Origin of the sequence: Mycolicibacterium monacense (assembly GCF_010731575.1) — a bacterium.
Taxonomy (GTDB): domain Bacteria; phylum Actinomycetota; class Actinomycetes; order Mycobacteriales; family Mycobacteriaceae; genus Mycobacterium; species Mycobacterium monacense.
On the sequence record NZ_AP022617.1, the window covers coordinates 4930853 to 4945614 of the forward strand.

The 14762-nt window shown below is 71.8% G+C and carries 11 protein-coding genes; 4 read left to right on the plus strand and 7 right to left on the minus strand.

What is annotated here, in order from left to right; translation table 11 throughout:
* Positions 1-87: 87 nt before the first annotated feature.
* Genes murJ through G6N49_RS23565 form a run of 3 tightly spaced genes read right to left on the minus strand, consistent with a single transcriptional unit; the run spans position 88 to position 7075 of the window.
* Positions 88-3831: a murein biosynthesis integral membrane protein MurJ gene (gene murJ, locus G6N49_RS23555; protein ID WP_235679573.1), complete on the minus strand. Its 3744-nt coding sequence runs from the start codon at positions 3829-3831 to the stop codon at positions 88-90.
* Positions 3828-6281 (minus strand): DUF6049 family protein, encoded by a 2454-nt coding sequence (locus G6N49_RS23560; RefSeq protein WP_407665049.1) that lies wholly within the window; start codon positions 6279-6281, stop codon positions 3828-3830. The genes murJ and G6N49_RS23560 overlap by 4 nt, the downstream gene beginning before the upstream one ends.
* Positions 6263-7075, minus strand: coding sequence for an NUDIX hydrolase (locus tag G6N49_RS23565; protein WP_011857607.1), 813 nt, complete (start codon positions 7073-7075; stop codon positions 6263-6265). Before G6N49_RS23565 ends, G6N49_RS23560 begins: the two co-directional genes overlap by 19 nt.
* Before the next feature lie 85 nt (positions 7076-7160).
* On the opposite strand from G6N49_RS23565, the gene G6N49_RS23570 reads away from it, so the two are divergent.
* From G6N49_RS23570 to G6N49_RS23580, 3 genes are read left to right on the plus strand one after another with little or no spacing between them, the layout of a single operon-like run.
* On the plus strand, positions 7161-8630 hold the full coding sequence (locus G6N49_RS23570) for a CCA tRNA nucleotidyltransferase (RefSeq protein WP_011857606.1): 1470 nt from the start codon (positions 7161-7163) through the stop codon (positions 8628-8630).
* Between the two features lie 6 nt (positions 8631-8636).
* On the plus strand, positions 8637-9134 hold the full coding sequence (locus G6N49_RS23575; protein WP_011562766.1) for a hypothetical protein: 498 nt from the start codon (positions 8637-8639) through the stop codon (positions 9132-9134).
* 51 nt (positions 9135-9185) lie between these two features.
* Entirely contained in the window at positions 9186-10403 is a 1218-nt protein-coding gene (locus G6N49_RS23580; RefSeq protein WP_011857605.1) for a serine/threonine-protein kinase, read from the plus strand.
* A gap of 2 nt (positions 10404-10405) precedes the next feature.
* Here the strand turns inward: G6N49_RS23580 and G6N49_RS23585 are convergent, their stop codons facing one another.
* Together G6N49_RS23585 and G6N49_RS23590 are read right to left on the minus strand one after the other, a co-directional pair.
* The gene (locus G6N49_RS23585; protein ID WP_011562764.1) at positions 10406-11182 is read right to left on the minus strand and encodes a TIGR03084 family metal-binding protein; all 777 of its coding nucleotides are present in this window, start codon (positions 11180-11182) and stop codon (positions 10406-10408) included.
* A gap of 10 nt (positions 11183-11192) precedes the next feature.
* Positions 11193-12476, minus strand: a complete 1284-nt coding sequence (locus G6N49_RS23590) for an MFS transporter (RefSeq protein ID WP_011562763.1) — start codon at positions 12474-12476, stop codon at positions 11193-11195.
* Positions 12477-12616: 140 nt separating this feature from the next.
* Between G6N49_RS23590 and G6N49_RS23595 the strand changes: the two genes are divergently transcribed.
* Positions 12617-13231, plus strand: coding sequence for a YqgE/AlgH family protein (locus tag G6N49_RS23595; RefSeq protein WP_011562762.1), 615 nt, complete (start codon positions 12617-12619; stop codon positions 13229-13231).
* Between the two features lies 1 nt (position 13232).
* On the opposite strand, the gene G6N49_RS23600 is transcribed toward G6N49_RS23595, so the two are convergent.
* On the minus strand, positions 13233-13592 hold the full coding sequence (locus G6N49_RS23600) for a hypothetical protein (protein ID WP_011562761.1): 360 nt from the start codon (positions 13590-13592) through the stop codon (positions 13233-13235).
* A gap of 71 nt (positions 13593-13663) precedes the next feature.
* On the minus strand, positions 13664-14557 hold the full coding sequence (locus tag G6N49_RS23605) for an LpqN/LpqT family lipoprotein (protein ID WP_011562760.1): 894 nt from the start codon (positions 14555-14557) through the stop codon (positions 13664-13666).
* Positions 14558-14762: the final 205 nt, after the last annotated feature.

Genomic DNA, 14762 nt, shown 5'->3' on the forward strand with positions numbered 1-14762 from the left:
AAGCGGGTCCGGGGGTGCTCTCGCGCACGTAGTTCGCCGACGGCTCGTCGACAGAGGTCGCGGCTCACCGAGCCTGTGGATAACCGCCTACGAGGTGCCCTTGAGCGTGATCTCGGAGATGTCGGTGCGGCTCTCACCGTTGACGGTGCCGAGTTTGTCGATCCACACCAGCACGAACGAGGTGGGGGAGGCGTCGCTGACCTCGATGGTGTTGTTGCCGGTGCTCAACGGCGTCGACGGGGTCATCTCGGTGGTGCTCTCGAGCGACGACGGTTCGGCCGACTGCGCCGACCGGATCTGCACCGAGGTGCCGGTCGAGGAGACGTTGACGTCCACCGAACTGATCGTGGTGGGCTGCGGCAGCTCGAGCATCAGCCCCACGCCGTTCTTGAAGTTCGGGAACGGGTTCGGATCGGAGTAGATGTCGGTGGGCCACACCGTCGTCGAGTTCCCGTCGATGGCGTTGCCGGCCTGATCCGGGGAGTCGGCGCCGCCGGCGGGGGAGAACACCGTCGCCCGCACCGGACGCACCACGTTGCCCGGCGCCGTCGACCCGCCCTCGGCCTCTTCGGAGGTGGTCGGGGCGTTGAGGCCGAGTTCGTCGCCGTCGAACCCGCCGCCGACGTCACCGAAGATGCGGCTCAGCACGGTCGCCAGCACGATGAGCGCGACGACGACGATCACGCCGCCGACCGTGAGGCCGACCATCAACCCGCGCTTGCGGCGGGCCTGCGCCTCCGGGTCGTCGTCGGGTTCGCCGCGGAAGCGCGACGGGGTGCCGCCGTCGGGCCGGTCGACCGGTGAGATCAGGTCGGTGCGGTCGGCCACGGCGGTGGCCTGCTGCAGGAGGTTCAGCAGCGTCGGTGCGCTGCGGATGCCGCCGTCGGGTTGTACGGCGTGCGCAGCCGCCGCCGAGATCTGGAACGGGATCTCCCGGTCCACCGCCCGCGGTTCGAGCGGGTCGCCCGCCGGGTCGCGGTCGGCGGGGGCGAGTCCGCTGGGCACCCCGGTCTCGGGCAGCGGCCAGCGGTTGACCAGCAATGCGTACAGCGCGGCGCCGATACCGCGGATGTCGTCCTCCGGCGTGGCGTCGGGCATGGTGGCCGGGAACGCCAGGGCGACGTCGCCCTCGATGCTGACCCGGACGCGGCTGGGATGGTCGATCGACAACGCCACCCCGGCGCGGTGCGCGGCCTCGGCGGCCGCGGCGAGCGACTGGATCGCGCGGGCGCCGCCGATCGGTGAGGGTGCGGTCTCGGCGACCTCGGCCAGCGACCCGCCGCGGATCCACTCCGAGACGATCAGCCCACCGGATCCGGTGTTGGCGACGTCGAGGACGCGGGCCACCCCCGGCATGTCGAGGCGGCTGAGCTTGAGTGTGCGCGCCAGGATGTCCTGCACCCGCTCGTCCGGCAGAGTGGCGTCCGGGTCGACGAAGGTCAACGCGACCTGACGGTCGAGCGCGGTGTCGAGAGCCTGCCAGAACTGCAGGTTGGGGGGTCCGCCGTGGAACACCAGCAGGCGGTAGCGGCCGCCGCTGATCGTCGCGCCGGGGATGAGGTGGACGTCCTCGTCGGAGGTGGCTGCCTCGATGGCCGGTTCGCGCGGCGCGTCGAAGGGCAGCGATTCCCGGGTGGGATCGCCGCCGTAGTCCGCGGGCGGACGGCCGGACGTGGGCATCTCCGCGGTGGCCGACCGGTCGGCGGGTGCGGAGGGGGTTTCGGGGACGTCGGGCTGGAAATCGTCCGCGGCGGGCCGCGAGATTCTGGTGGTCGACGCGCTGTCGGGCGCCGCTGCGGAATCACCCGCGGAGTCGTCGCTCACCGCTGGTCCTCTCCACCTTTCTGCCCCGGCGCCATGCACCGGAGTTCCCCGAACCGGAGGGTCGTACCGGCCGGTCGCGGGGCCCCGACTCCGCCGCACCGGACGCGCACTCCTGCCGTCAGAGTACGGGAAGGCACCGGCGGGCCGCGGTTGGTCGGGTCGAGATATTGACGCGGCGGGTGCCGGCGCGGACCTGCCGAGCCGCCTGCGGACGAACGCGACGGCGGCGTCGGCTTCGGGCACCCGCGCCGCGAGCAGCACCCCCGCGATCACCGGCACCATGATCAGACCCAGCACCGCAAGCCGCACCAGCGATCCCACACCGTCGGCATCGGCCGTCAGCGACTCCAGGCCGAGCAGCTGATCGGCGACGTGGGCGAGCAGGCCGGCCAGCAGGGAGGCGGCGATGGTGACCAGGATCGTGCGGATCACCTGCACGTCGAACATCCGGCCGCCCGGGGGGCGCAGGCTGGATTTCAGCAGGAAATGGCCGACCACCGCACCCGCGAGGAAGCCGAGACCATTCGCCAGGCCGAGGTATCCGGCCACCAGCTCCGGATCGTCGGTCATCGCCGGTGCGGCGAGCGAGGCGATCACCTTGACGGTGGTCACGACGATGATCACGATGATCGGCGTCCACGGCTGCTCACGCGCGTAGAAGACCCGCAATTGCAGGAGCACGAGCGCGTAGGGGATCAGCGTGAACGCCGACAGCGTGATGGCCATGCCCAGGTAGCCGGCGTCGGTCTCACCGAAGTTGCCGTAGGCGAACAGCGCGGTGCCGATCGCCGGGCCGCCCACGGTCATGACCGCGACGATCGGGATCAGCGTGACCATGGTGAGCCGGGTGGCCAGCGACAGGTCGCCCAGCACGGCGGGGATGTCGTCGGCGGCGGCGTTACGGGACAGCCGGGGCATCACGACGGTGAGCACCGTGACGCCGATCATCCCGAACGGCAGCATCAGCACCAGCCAGGTGTAGTTGTAGATCGCCGGTCCGGACGCCGCCGAGGCGCTGGCGATCTGGTTCGTGACGATCAGCCCGATCTGGCTGATGAGCACGTAGAGCACCATCGCCGCGGCCATCGTGCCGAACTTCTTGAGGCGGTCGTCGATCCCCCACAGCGGGCGCAGGCTGATCCGTTCGCGACGGATCGCGACGAGCAGGACCGCGGTCTGGGCGAAGACGCCGAGTGTCGTGCCGATGCCCAGCACCAGCAGTTTGGCGTTGCCCATCTCGACGGGGTCGACCGAGAGTTCGCCCGGCACGATCAGATACAGCACCAGGGTGGCGATGGCGACCACGTTGTTGACCACCGGCGCCCACGCCGGCGGCCCGAAGACGTTGCGGGTGTTGAGGATTGCCATGAACACCGAGGACAACCCGTAGAACAGCACCTGCGGCAGCAGCAGGTAGGCGAACGCCGTCGTCAGCGGATTGTTGACCTGCGGGTCGTCGCCGAGCATCAACCGCACGAGCAGGGGTGCGCCCGCGACCGAGAGCACCGTGGCCGCCAGCAGCAGTGTGGTCGCCAGGGTGACCAGGCGGCGCACGAAGGCGGTCCCGCCGTCGGGGTCGTCGCGTTCGGCGCGGGCCAGGACCGGCACGAAGATCGCGGTGAAGGTGGCCTCGAGCACCAGCGCCGCGACCAGGTTCGGCAGCTGGTTGGCCACCGTGAACGAACTCGACAGCGCGGCACCGAGGATGGCGGCGAGCAGCACGATCCGCAGGAATCCGGTGATGCGGCTGACCAACGTCGCGACCGCCATACCCCACGAACGTGAGACGACGGCCGCGTCGGACAGTTCCGGCCGGCCGGCCCGGCGGCGGGGGGCCGGACCACGCGGGACGCGCTGCCGCGGTGGGGCGGGCGGTGGGCGTCGGCCAGGGCCCGGGCGTGCGGCACCGGGTGGGGGCGGGATGCGGCGCGGCGGTGGGAACGGTTGCGGCGGGGGATCGGGCGGCCGGTTCGGCGGGGGACCCGGTTCCCACCCGGTGGTGCTCATTTCTGGTCGCCGACGGGTTGGTCGCCGGGGGCGTACCGGAGGGCGGTGTCGAGCGGGTCGGTAGGCGCATGCGCCTCGTGGGTCCGGTCGGCCACCGCGCGTTTCGGCCGGTCGAGGTCGGCCGGGTCGGGTTGGCCGCGGAAGCGGTGCCACAGCCGGCGGCCGGCCAGCAGCACCAGCACCGCGCCGGCGCTCATCGTGATGATGAACAGCACTTTGCCGTACGCGTTGGAGTGCACCGACAGCCGCACCGGTTCACCGAGCGGCAACCCCTCGGCGGTGCGCAGCGCCACGTCGACGGCGACCCGCTGGGTGAAGTGCACCTCGATCGGAACCCGCAGCGGCAGATATCCGGGCGGCAGGCTGATCTCGCCCAGGTCGTCGACCGTCATCCCCGGGGGTGCGTTGACGGCCAGCCGCACCCGGATCGGCACCGGGAGATCGTTGCGCAGCGCCAGCGGCAGCGGGCTGCGCTCGGTGGCCAGGGTGTACGCGCCACCGGGGTTCATGATCCGCACCGCGCCGAACATGTCGCCGACGGTGTCGGTGACCACCGCGAGGCGCTGCCGGGCCAGTCCGTCGCGGGCGGGCGGCGGCACCGACTGGCTCAGCGCGCGCAGCATGTCCTCACGCAGCGGCGCGGTGTACCCGATCCCGGTCAGCCCGGTGCGTTCGTCGACGCCGAGGGCCGCGGTCAGGCCCGAGAGCCGTCCGTTCGTGGCGGCGATCCCGGACGTCACCGCGTCGTCGATGCGGCCGCGCGGGTTGCCGATGTCGTCGGCCGGCCACCCGGCATCGGGCTGCGGTGGTACGGCATCGCCCTCGGCGATCACCTCACGCAGCGGCCGGGGGAGGGCGAGGCCGGCCCTGATCGCCGTGCCCATCGAGGTCAGGACGGCCTGGGCGTCGTCGGGCCGCGGGCTCCACACCAGTGGCGGCACCACGATCTGGGTACGCGGGCCGGTGTCGGGTTGCAGACCGCGCCACAACAGGGAGCCGATCGCGTTCTGGCGCCGGGCCACCGCCGAGTCGTGCCGCAGCGGGACGTCCAGCGACGGGTCGAGGTAGGTCGGTGCCGCGGGTTCGGCGCCGGCCCCGGCGAGTGCCGCACCGATCGTCGGGTCGAACGGCATCGCGACGAGGTTGGGGGAGTACCGCACGGGGGCCAGGTCGGCGGTCGAGCCGAGGCCGGTCGCGTCGTCGCGGGCCGTGAGGGTGGCCGCGGTGACCGCCACCGTCCGCCCCTGCGTGGACAGCAGCTGCGCCGCCGCCCCGGTGAGCGGACCGTCGCCGACCAGCGTGACACCGCGGGTCGAGGGGACGCCGAGGATCTGGTCGACGATGTCGGCGGCGCCGGTGGTGGCGATCGCGCCGAGGCGCGGATCGCCCACCCGCTGCAGCGCGTCGAGATCCGCCTGGGCGTACGGCGTGGCCGTCACGCACATCCGTCGGGCGAGCACCTTGAGCCGGTTGAGCCAGCCGACGGCCGCTTCCTGTCCGGTGCCGGGGCGGGTCGGCGTGGTCGGCCCGGCGTCGGGTCCGTCGTTCACGGCGTATCCGGCCGTCATCGCGTTGACCGTCACCAGCAGGTCCGGGTCGACCGCCAGGCACAGTGCTCGGCCGAGCTCACCGCCCTGGTCCACGGTCGGGCCGGTGGCGAAGTCCACCGCGGCCAGCAGCGTCTCCAGCCGGCCGCCGGGCGCCAGCGACGCCGCGAGGTCGTCGTCGATCAACCGCACCGGTGTCGTGCCGCCCGGGATGCCCGCGGCCAGCCGGGGTTTGTCGGCAAGGGGCCAGAACATGGTCAGCCGCACGGGTTTCGACGTGTCGGGAGGTACGACGGAGGTCAGTGTCTCGGCGGCCGACTCGGCGCCGGGTTCGGACGGCACGCCCAGCACCGGCAGCAGGAAACGCGCGTCGTCGAGCCGGGCCGGCGCCCCGTAGTCCGGTGTGCCGTTGACGTTGACCATCAGCGGATACACGCCGGGCGACTCGATGCGCAGCGACGGCCCGTCCGCGGCGCGAATCGGATAGGCGAAGGTGAACGGCACCTCTTTACCGCGATCGAGTTCGGGGGCGACGGTGACGAAGTCGGCGACCGGCTCGAACTGATCCAGGTTGCCGGTCAGGTTGGTGCGCAGCCCCGACGACGAGTCGACCGCCGGCGCGTGTTCGAGACGCAGCACCACATCGCGGACCGTGCGGTCCCCGACATTGCGCACCACCCCGGACACCGTGACCACCGGATCGCTGGCCGTGGTGACGACGTCTGGGGTCACGCGGTCGATGCGCAACTGCAGGAACGCGGCGGCGCCGGGCTCCCCGGCGGCGGCATGCGGAAGGACGGTCGAGATGGCGGTCAGCAGCAACAGGACCAGTGCGGCCAGCAGACGCGGCACCGCCGTCGTCATGCGTGGCGCCGCCACGGTCCTCACTGCCCTTGTCCGCATCCGTTCGTCCGCCGGCCGGGAGGGGTTTGGCTGGACTCGTCACGACGACGGTTGCGGGTGTGCGAATGGGTCTGCGGGCGTCGCCGCGGCGCCGAGCGCGGCAGCGGCGGGAGCGCCGCCGGACCGTCGGCGTGCAGTTTGTCGATGAGTTCGTGGGCGACCTCGGCCAGTCGGCGTTCGTCGGCGTAGGCCAGCCGGCTGGGCAGTTCCTCGAGCGGCACCCAGGCCACCTCGGTCACCTCGACGTCCTCGTCGGACAGTTCACCGCCGAGGAATCGCATCAGGTAATGGTGCACGGTCTTGTGGACGCGGCGCCCCTCGGTGACGAACCAGTAGTCGATGCTGCCCAGCGCGGCGAGCACGTCACCGCGGATGCCGGTCTCCTCGGCGACCTCGCGGATCGCGGTCTGCTCGGCCGTCTCACCCATCTCGATGTGCCCCTTGGGCAGTGACCACAGCATCCGGCCGCGGCGGTCGATGCGGCCGATCAAAGCCGCCACCTGACTGTCCTTCGGTCCGTCGATACCGTCGATGACCAGACCGCCCGCCGAGGTCTCGTGCACGGTGCGCAGCCGCTCCTGGGGGCGGCGGGGCCGGGCCTTGCGGGCCTGATCGGTGGGTTTGGCCCCTGTTTCGGGGGTACCGGTCCCGGGGGTATCCGTGGGGCCGGAGCCGTTGGCGGGCTCGGCGGAGGCGGTGGATCGGTCGGTCGCCGCCTGCGGGGGTCCGGCCGCGCGTCGGCCGCGACGTCGCCCGCGGCGGCGTCGTGGTTTGGGCTGTTCGCCTTCCGACACCCAAGCGATAGTAGCTGCCACCCAGTTTCGCTCCGGCCACACTCGCCGGTCGCTGCCGGACCGTTACCCTCTAGGCTCAACGAACGTGCCGCACGACCCAGACGACGCCGAAGACGACACCGCGCTGCTGGCCCGTGCCGCGGTGGCGCTCAATCGTGACGGCGAGGTTCTGCGCGATATCGGCGCGGTGTTCGCTGAAGCCGGTCACACCTTGTATCTGGTCGGTGGCAGTGTGCGCGATGCGCTGCTCGGCAGGCTGGGCACCGACCTCGACTTCACCACCGACGCGCGCCCGGAGCAGATGCAGGCGTTCCTGAGGCCATGGGCCGACGCGCTGTGGGATACCGGCATCGAATTCGGCACCGTCGGGGTCGGCAAGGCCGGCCACCGCATGGAGATCACGACCTTCCGCGCCGACAGCTACGACCAGGTGTCGCGCAATCCCGCGGTCCGGTACGGCGACCGGCTCGAAGACGATCTGGTGCGCCGCGACTTCACGGTCAACGCCATGGCGGTGGCGATCACCGCCGCCGGTCCGGGCGAATTCCACGACCCGCTGGGCGGTTTGGCCGCACTGCGGGCGAAGGTGCTCGACACCCCGTCGGCGCCCGAGGTGTCGTTCGGCGACGATCCGCTGCGGATGTTGCGCGCCGCGCGCTTCGCCTCACAGCTCGGGTTCGGCGTCGCACCGCGCGTGCGGACCGCGATGACGGAGATGGCGCCGCAGCTGGCCCGCATCACCGTCGAGCGCGTCGCCGCGGAGCTGGACAAGCTGCTGCTCGGCGCCGATCCGGTGACGGGTATCGACCTGATGGTGCAGACCGGGCTCGGCGACGTGGTGCTGCCCGAGGTCGGCGGGATGCGGCTGGCCATCGACGAACACCATCAGCACAAGGACGTCTACTGGCATTCGCTGACGGTGTTGCGTCAGGCCATCGATCTCGAGGACGGTCCCGATCTGGTGTTGCGCTGGGCGGCGCTGCTGCACGACATCGGGAAGCCGGCGACGCGGCGCCACGAACCCGACGGCGGGGTGAGCTTCCACCACCACGAGGTCGTGGGCGCGAAGATGGCCCGCAAGCGGATGCGGGCGCTCAAGTACTCCAAGCAGATGGTCGACGACGTGTCGCAGCTGGTGTTCCTGCACCTGCGCTTCCACGGATACGGCGATGCGAAGGGGCCAGGCAAGTGGACCGATTCGGCGGTGCGCCGCTACGTCACCGACGCCGGTCCGCTGCTGGACCGGCTGCACAAGCTCGTCCGCGCCGACTGCACGACCCGTAACAAGCGCCGCGCCGCCCGGCTGCAGGCCAACTACGACGACCTCGAGCGCCGCATCGCCGAGTTGGCCGCGAAGGAGGATCTGCAGCGGGTGCGGCCCGACCTCGACGGCAACGAGATCATGCGGCTCCTCGACATCCCGGCCGGCCCGCAGGTGGGGGAGGCGTGGCGCCATCTGAAGGAGTTGCGGCTCGAACGCGGTCCGCTCTCCCACGACGAGGCGGTCGACGAACTGCTGAAGTGGTGGAACGCCGAACCCCGTCGGGACGTCTGAACCGGTGTGGAGTACTGCCTGGGTGACGCCGACGGATCGGCGACGATGTGGACCGCGGAACCGGATGCCGACACCGACGGCGACGGGGTGTTCGACGCGGTCGCGCTGGATCTCGACGGGGACGGCCGGGTCGACGACGCGCTGGCCGACCGCGACGGTGACGGGCTGGCGGAGGTCGGCGCACGCGACCTCGACGACGACGATGTCGCCGAGGCCTACGTCAGCGACGACGGCACCGGCACCTGGATGCTCAGCGTCGACCGGACCGGGCAGGTGCGCTGGTTCGGTCTCGACGGCGTCGAGCACACCGGCGGTCCGATGGTCGATCTCGACGCCGACGGGCAGGTCGACGACCGGCTCGTCGACAGCGACGGCAACGGCCTGGCCGACCGGGTGTTCAGCGGCGACACCGCACACGTGGACACCGACGGTGACGGGCGCTGGGACGTCCGGCTGTCCGACGGCGACGGCGACGGCCGCGCCGATGCGGCGACCGGAATGTAGCGCCGACCTGCATCCGGTTTACGCAGGGGTCAACCGGGCTACCGCTTGGCTATGACCGGCCCCGAATTGCTCGCCGGCCGCTACGAACTCCGCGAGGTGCTCGGCCTCGGTGGAATGGCAGAGGTCCGCGACGGATGGGATACCCGCCTCGATCGTGCGGTCGCGATCAAACTGCTGCATCCGGCGATGCGGGCCCAACCGGACGTCCGCAGCCGCTTCGAGGCCGAAGCCCGTTCGGCGGCCGCCCTCACCCACCCGAACATCGTCGCGGTCCACGACTACGGCGAGGACGACGGCACGCCGTTCATCGTCATGGAGCGGCTGCCGGGCCGCACCCTCGGCGACGTCATCGCCGCGGGACCGATGTCACCGGCCCAGGTGCGCTCGATGCTCGGCGAGGTGCTCGCCGCCCTCGAGGTCGCCCACGCGGCGGGTGTGCTGCATCGCGACATCAAACCGGGGAACATCCTGCTCTCGGCCGATGCGAACACCCTCAAGGTCGCCGACTTCGGGATCGCCAAGACCGGCGGCGCCGCCTACACCATGACCGGTCAGATCATCGGGACGCTGGCCTACATGAGCCCCGAGCGGGTCAGTGGGGCACCGGCCTCGGTCGCCGACGATCTCTACGCCGTCGGGGTGATGGCGCATGAGGCGCTGTTGGGTAGACGTGCGTTCCCGCAGGACAACCCCGCGGCGGTGGCGCGCGCGATCATGGACGACCCACCACCCCCGGTGACCGCGTTCCGCACCGACGTCGACCCGATCCTCGCCGGGGTGATCGAGCGGGCGATGACCCCTGATCCGCCGCAGCGGTTCGGCAGCGCGACCCAGATGCGCGCCGCGCTGGCCGGTGACCAGCACGCGCTGTTCGACGGTACGGCGCCGGTCTCCCCGCCACCGCGTCCTGCGACACGGGTGCTCGCCGCTCCGCTGCCGCCGACGTCGGCCGGTCCGGTGCCCCGGGGCCGGCCGCGGCGCACCCGCGCGCTGGCAGGCGCCGGCGCGGTGCTGGCGGCCTTCGCCATCGCCGCCGTCGCGCTGGCGATGGACCCGTTCTCGTCGGCGCCCGCTCAGGAACCGGTGAGCACCAGCACCACCCTGCCGCCCCCGCCGCCGTCGACGACCCCGCCCCCGCCGCCGTCGTCGGTCGCGCCGGTCGTCGAACAGCCTCAGGCTCCGGTCGTCGAGAACAAGAAGCCGAAGGGCAACGGCAACGGCAACGGCAAGGGCAACGGCAACGGCAAGGGCAACGGCAAGGGGAACTAGCCTCAGCCGCGCCCCGGCCCCGGCGGGCCGGCGAACGCCTGCGCGATGGACAACCACTGCTCGGCGTCGGGTCCCACCGCGGTCACGTCCAACTCGGTCCGGGGTCGCCGCTGGGTGACCAGGAAACAGAAGTGCTCGGCCGATCCGGTGACCCGCTGCGCGGCGTCCGCCGGTCCCCACGTCCACGGGGATCCGTCGGGTGCGGTCAGTTCCACGTGAAACGTCTCGGCCGGGGCGGGCAGTCCGTGGACGGCGAACGCGAAGTCTCGGGTGCGCACCCCGATGTGCGCGATCGAGCGCAGCCGGGTGGTCGGGGTCCGCCGCACGCCGAGCGCGTCGGCGACGTCGAGTCCGTGTGCCCACGTCTCCATCAACCGCGCGGTCGCCATCGACGCCGCGCTCATCGGCGGGCCGAACCACGGCAGTTTGCGTCCGTCGGCGACGGTCAGCAGGGCGTCGTGCAACAGGCCCCGGGTGGTCCGCCAGTCGGCCAGCAGTTCCGCAGGCGGCGTGGCCGCCAGGTCCTCGGCGGCGCGGTCGACGAAGCCGCCGGGATCCTTCGCGGCGTCACCGAGGACGACGTTGAACCCGGCCTCGTCGGTCACCGACAGCAGCGCGACGCGGTCGGTCCACAACAGGTGGGCGATCTGATGGGCGATGGTCCACCCGGGCGCCGGGGTCGGTGTCGACCACATCGCGGCCGGGAGGTCGGCGATCAGCGCGTCGAGTTCGTCGCTCTCGGCGCGCAGGTCGGCGACGACGGAGTCTGCGGCGGCCATGATGTGCAGACTAATTGCGCGCGTGCGACGGCCGCCCCAACACGGCGTGCAGCGCCAACCCGACGAGGTACACGCCGACACCGGCGGCCGCCAAACCCGGGGCGCGGCCGTCGGCCGGGATGACCACCGCCGCCGCCGCGATGGCGCCGATGAACGCCATCCAGAACAGCGAGTCCTGCACGGTGAAGACGTGACCGCGCAGCGCGTCGTCGACGTCCAGCTGCATCGCGTTGTCGGCGCAGAGTTTGACGATCTGCCCGGCGGCGCCGAGCAGTGATCCGCAGATCACCATCACGGGCAGCTGGAGACCGATCGCCGCGAGCTGGATGACGGTCGCCGCGACGAGCGCGCCGTTGGCGGTGCGGTAGCGGCCCCAGCGGGTGATCAGCGACGGCGTGGCGACCGTCGCGAGGAACGAGCCGGCGCCGGTGGCGGCGACGAAGAGCACCGTGGTGCCGAGCCCGGCGACGGCCGCGGTGTCGCTGTGGCGCACCATCACCAGCACCAGCAGCGTGTTGACCCCGAACACCACGCGGTGCGCGCCGAGGCCGGACAGTGTGGCCGCGACCGCCCGCACCGACAGCACGGTCCGCGCACCGTGCAGCCACCCCGTCGCGACCGCGTACGCGACGGACCCGTGGACGGCCCGCGCGCTGTCGTCCGGGCCGAGCACATGTGCGGCGAACCGGATCGACAACAGCAGCGCCAGCGCCACGGGCAGCGCGGCGATGAGGATGATCGCCGAGGCGCCGGCGTCGTCGGCCCCGAAGGCCCAGCGCGGCAACAGCATGAAGTTCGCACCGAGGAACGCGGCCACCGCACCGGTGGCCGCCGCCACGGAGTTCATCGCGACCACCTGCTCGCGCGGCACGACATGCGGCAGCGCCGCCGACAGACCCGAGGACACGAAGCGGGTGAACCCGTTGACGACCAACGCGCCCAACAGGATCGGCAGATCGCCGACCCGCCCGGCGAGCAGTGCGGCCACCCCGAGCACCAGTACGAGCCGCGCCGAATTCGCGCCGATCAGGACGAGCCGGCGATCCCACCGGTCGAGCAGCGCGCCGGCGAACGGACCCAGCAGCGAGTACGGCAGGAACAGCACCGCGAACGATCCGGCGATCGCCCACGGCGTGGCGGCGCGGTCCGGGTTGAACAGGATCGCCCCGGCCAGCCCGGCCTGGAACAGACCCTCACCGAACTGGCTGACCGCGCGCAGTTCGAGCAGCCGCCAGAACTCTGGAAGCCCGCGCGCCGACTGCCACACGGCTTTCGGCGCGCGAGCGTCAACCACGAGAGATCACGTCCTGTTCTCACCGCGCGACACATGTGAAATGGCGCCGGCGGCGCCGAGGTGCGCGGCACCGCATCCACAGTACAAATGTCGCTGCGGGCGCGGCTTGTCCGCCACATCGGCAGCGCGCCGGTGACATGATGGTGAACGTGGCGCAGTCAGAGGATCCGGAGGACTTCATCGCTCCCGCGGCACAGCGGGTGCGCGCGGGGACGCTGTTGCTCGCCAACACCGATCTGCTGGAGCCGACCTTCCGGCGCAGCGTCATCTACATCGTCGAACACAACGACGGCGGAACCCTCGGGGTGGTGCTGAACCGGCCGAGCGAGACGGCGGTCTACAACGTGCTGCCGCAGTGGGCGAAGCTGGCCGCCAAACCCAAGACGATGTTCATCGGCGGGCCGGTGAAGCGCGATGCCGCGCTGTGCCTGGCCACCCTGCGGGCGGGTGTGGAGGCCGCCGGTGTGCCGGGGTTGCGGCACGTGCAGGGACGCATGGTGATGGTCGATCTCGACGCGGACCCCGAACCGCTGGCCCCGGCGCTCGAGGGCGTGCGGATCTTCGCCGGCTACTCCGGCTGGACCATCGGCCAGCTCGAGGGTGAGATCGAGCGCGACGACTGGATCGTGTTGTCGGCGTTGCCTTCCGACGTGCTCATCGAGCCGCGGGTGGATCTGTGGGCGCGGGTGCTGCGTCGTCAGCCGCTACCGTTGTCGCTGTTGGCGACCCATCCGATCGACGTCAGCCGCAACTAGTTCAGCGGCAGGACAGCACGCAGCTGGCGCACGAGCCCGCGCAGTCGGCGTCGGCACCCGCCGCCGCTTGGGCAGCCTCGGTGCGGGCGACCACCTTCGCGCTCTGCCAGCAGCCCGCCGCGACCGTCGCGACCGCCCCGACTCCGCACGCGATCACCGCGAGCACACCGGTCTCGGGCGGGGCCGCCAGCGCCACCACGCCACCGGCCGCCAGCATCACCGAGGCCGCGAGCTGGGTCGGCGCCACCGCCCGCAGAATCTGCTGACGGGGATCGGCCGAACGCGGCCGCGTCAGCAGCCACAGCCCGAGGCCGGCGACCGCGACGGCGGCACACAGGCACAGCACCGCAACGAAGACCATGGGTCACAAGAATACGAGGCGGGGTTCGGGGTCGCCCCCCGGGCGCCAGGCTTCGCCCGGGGGACGGCGTATCAGGGCTGCCCGAGGGGCTGGGGCAGCGGAGCCAGCCCGGGTGCCAGCGGTGCCGCCGGGGCCGGTGGTGGCGGGGCGACGGCGGGCTGCGCGGTGGGTGAGGTCACCTTGAACCCGGTGACGATCGCATCGGTGGCGTCCGCGGCCGGGACGGCCTGGTCGACGGTGGTCGTCACCGCCAGCGACACCAGGTAGCGGTCCGGCCCGGAGGATGCGATGACGTGCCTGCGTGAGGTGTTCAGCGTCATCGAGTTCTCGCGGTAGGTGCCCTCGATGAGCGAGGACGGCATCCCGTTGTAGGGCGCCAGCGACGCGTCGGTGGACCGCCACGCCGGCAGCGCCTGGCTGTCGATGAACCCGTGGCTGATGGCCTCGTCGGGGTTGAAGTCGCCGATCAGCTTGTACACCTTGAGCTGTGCGTTCGACGAGTACAGCCCGTCACCGCCGACGCGGTCGGCGATCACGGCGAACGCCTCGGGGACGTTGGGGTCGGGGATGTAGGCCCAGCCACGCGGCATCGGCAATGTGATGTTGAGCGCGTTGAAGTCGCGGGCCACCTGCGGCTGCATGGCGACGTTCTTGGCCTTGAAGAACTCGGCGATCGTGCCCGAGGAGGCGGGCAGGATGGTCGGGGCCGGTGGTGCGACCGCAGCGGGCGCCGTGCCCGCGCTGGGGCTGATCACGGCACCCGGGATCCCCCGGGTCGTCGCCGACTCCGGCACCGCTGCCGGTGCCGCGGCGGGGGCGACGGACACCGCGACGGGGCCGGGTACCGGGGGTTGAGGGAAGACGGGTTCTGCCGTGGCGGTCGCTCCGGCGAAGCCGACCAGTCCGGCCACGCCCGCAGCCACACCTCCTGCCAGAACCCGCCAGTGACGGGCTTTCTCGATCATCGACAGTCCTTCTCCCGTGGTGGTTGGGCTCGTCACGCCCTGAGGTCAGGCGCCGACTGTATCCACGCCGCACGGGGGGTAACCAGGGCTGGAACCGAGCTGGGATCAAGCCCTGACTTCGCCGCAACGCAACCGATATCGAGCCGTGTCCTCGAGGGCCGACGGACGGGCCCGAACTCGGCCGAAACGCTCCTTATACCCTGGT

Coding starts and splice junctions, on each gene's coding strand:
- murJ (WP_235679573.1), bottom strand. CDS start 3,831: ATGAGCACCACCGGGTGGGAACCGGGTCCCCCGCCGAACCGGCCGCCC.
- G6N49_RS23580 (WP_011857605.1), top strand. CDS start 9,186: ATGACCGGCCCCGAATTGCTCGCCGGCCGCTACGAACTCCGCGAGGTG.
- G6N49_RS23600 (WP_011562761.1), bottom strand. CDS start 13,592: ATGGTCTTCGTTGCGGTGCTGTGCCTGTGTGCCGCCGTCGCGGTCGCC.
- G6N49_RS23585 (WP_011562764.1), bottom strand. CDS start 11,182: ATGGCCGCCGCAGACTCCGTCGTCGCCGACCTGCGCGCCGAGAGCGAC.
- G6N49_RS23605 (WP_011562760.1), bottom strand. CDS start 14,557: ATGATCGAGAAAGCCCGTCACTGGCGGGTTCTGGCAGGAGGTGTGGCT.
- G6N49_RS23595 (WP_011562762.1), top strand. CDS start 12,617: ATGGTGAACGTGGCGCAGTCAGAGGATCCGGAGGACTTCATCGCTCCC.
- G6N49_RS23560 (WP_407665049.1), bottom strand. CDS start 6,281: ATGCGGACAAGGGCAGTGAGGACCGTGGCGGCGCCACGCATGACGACG.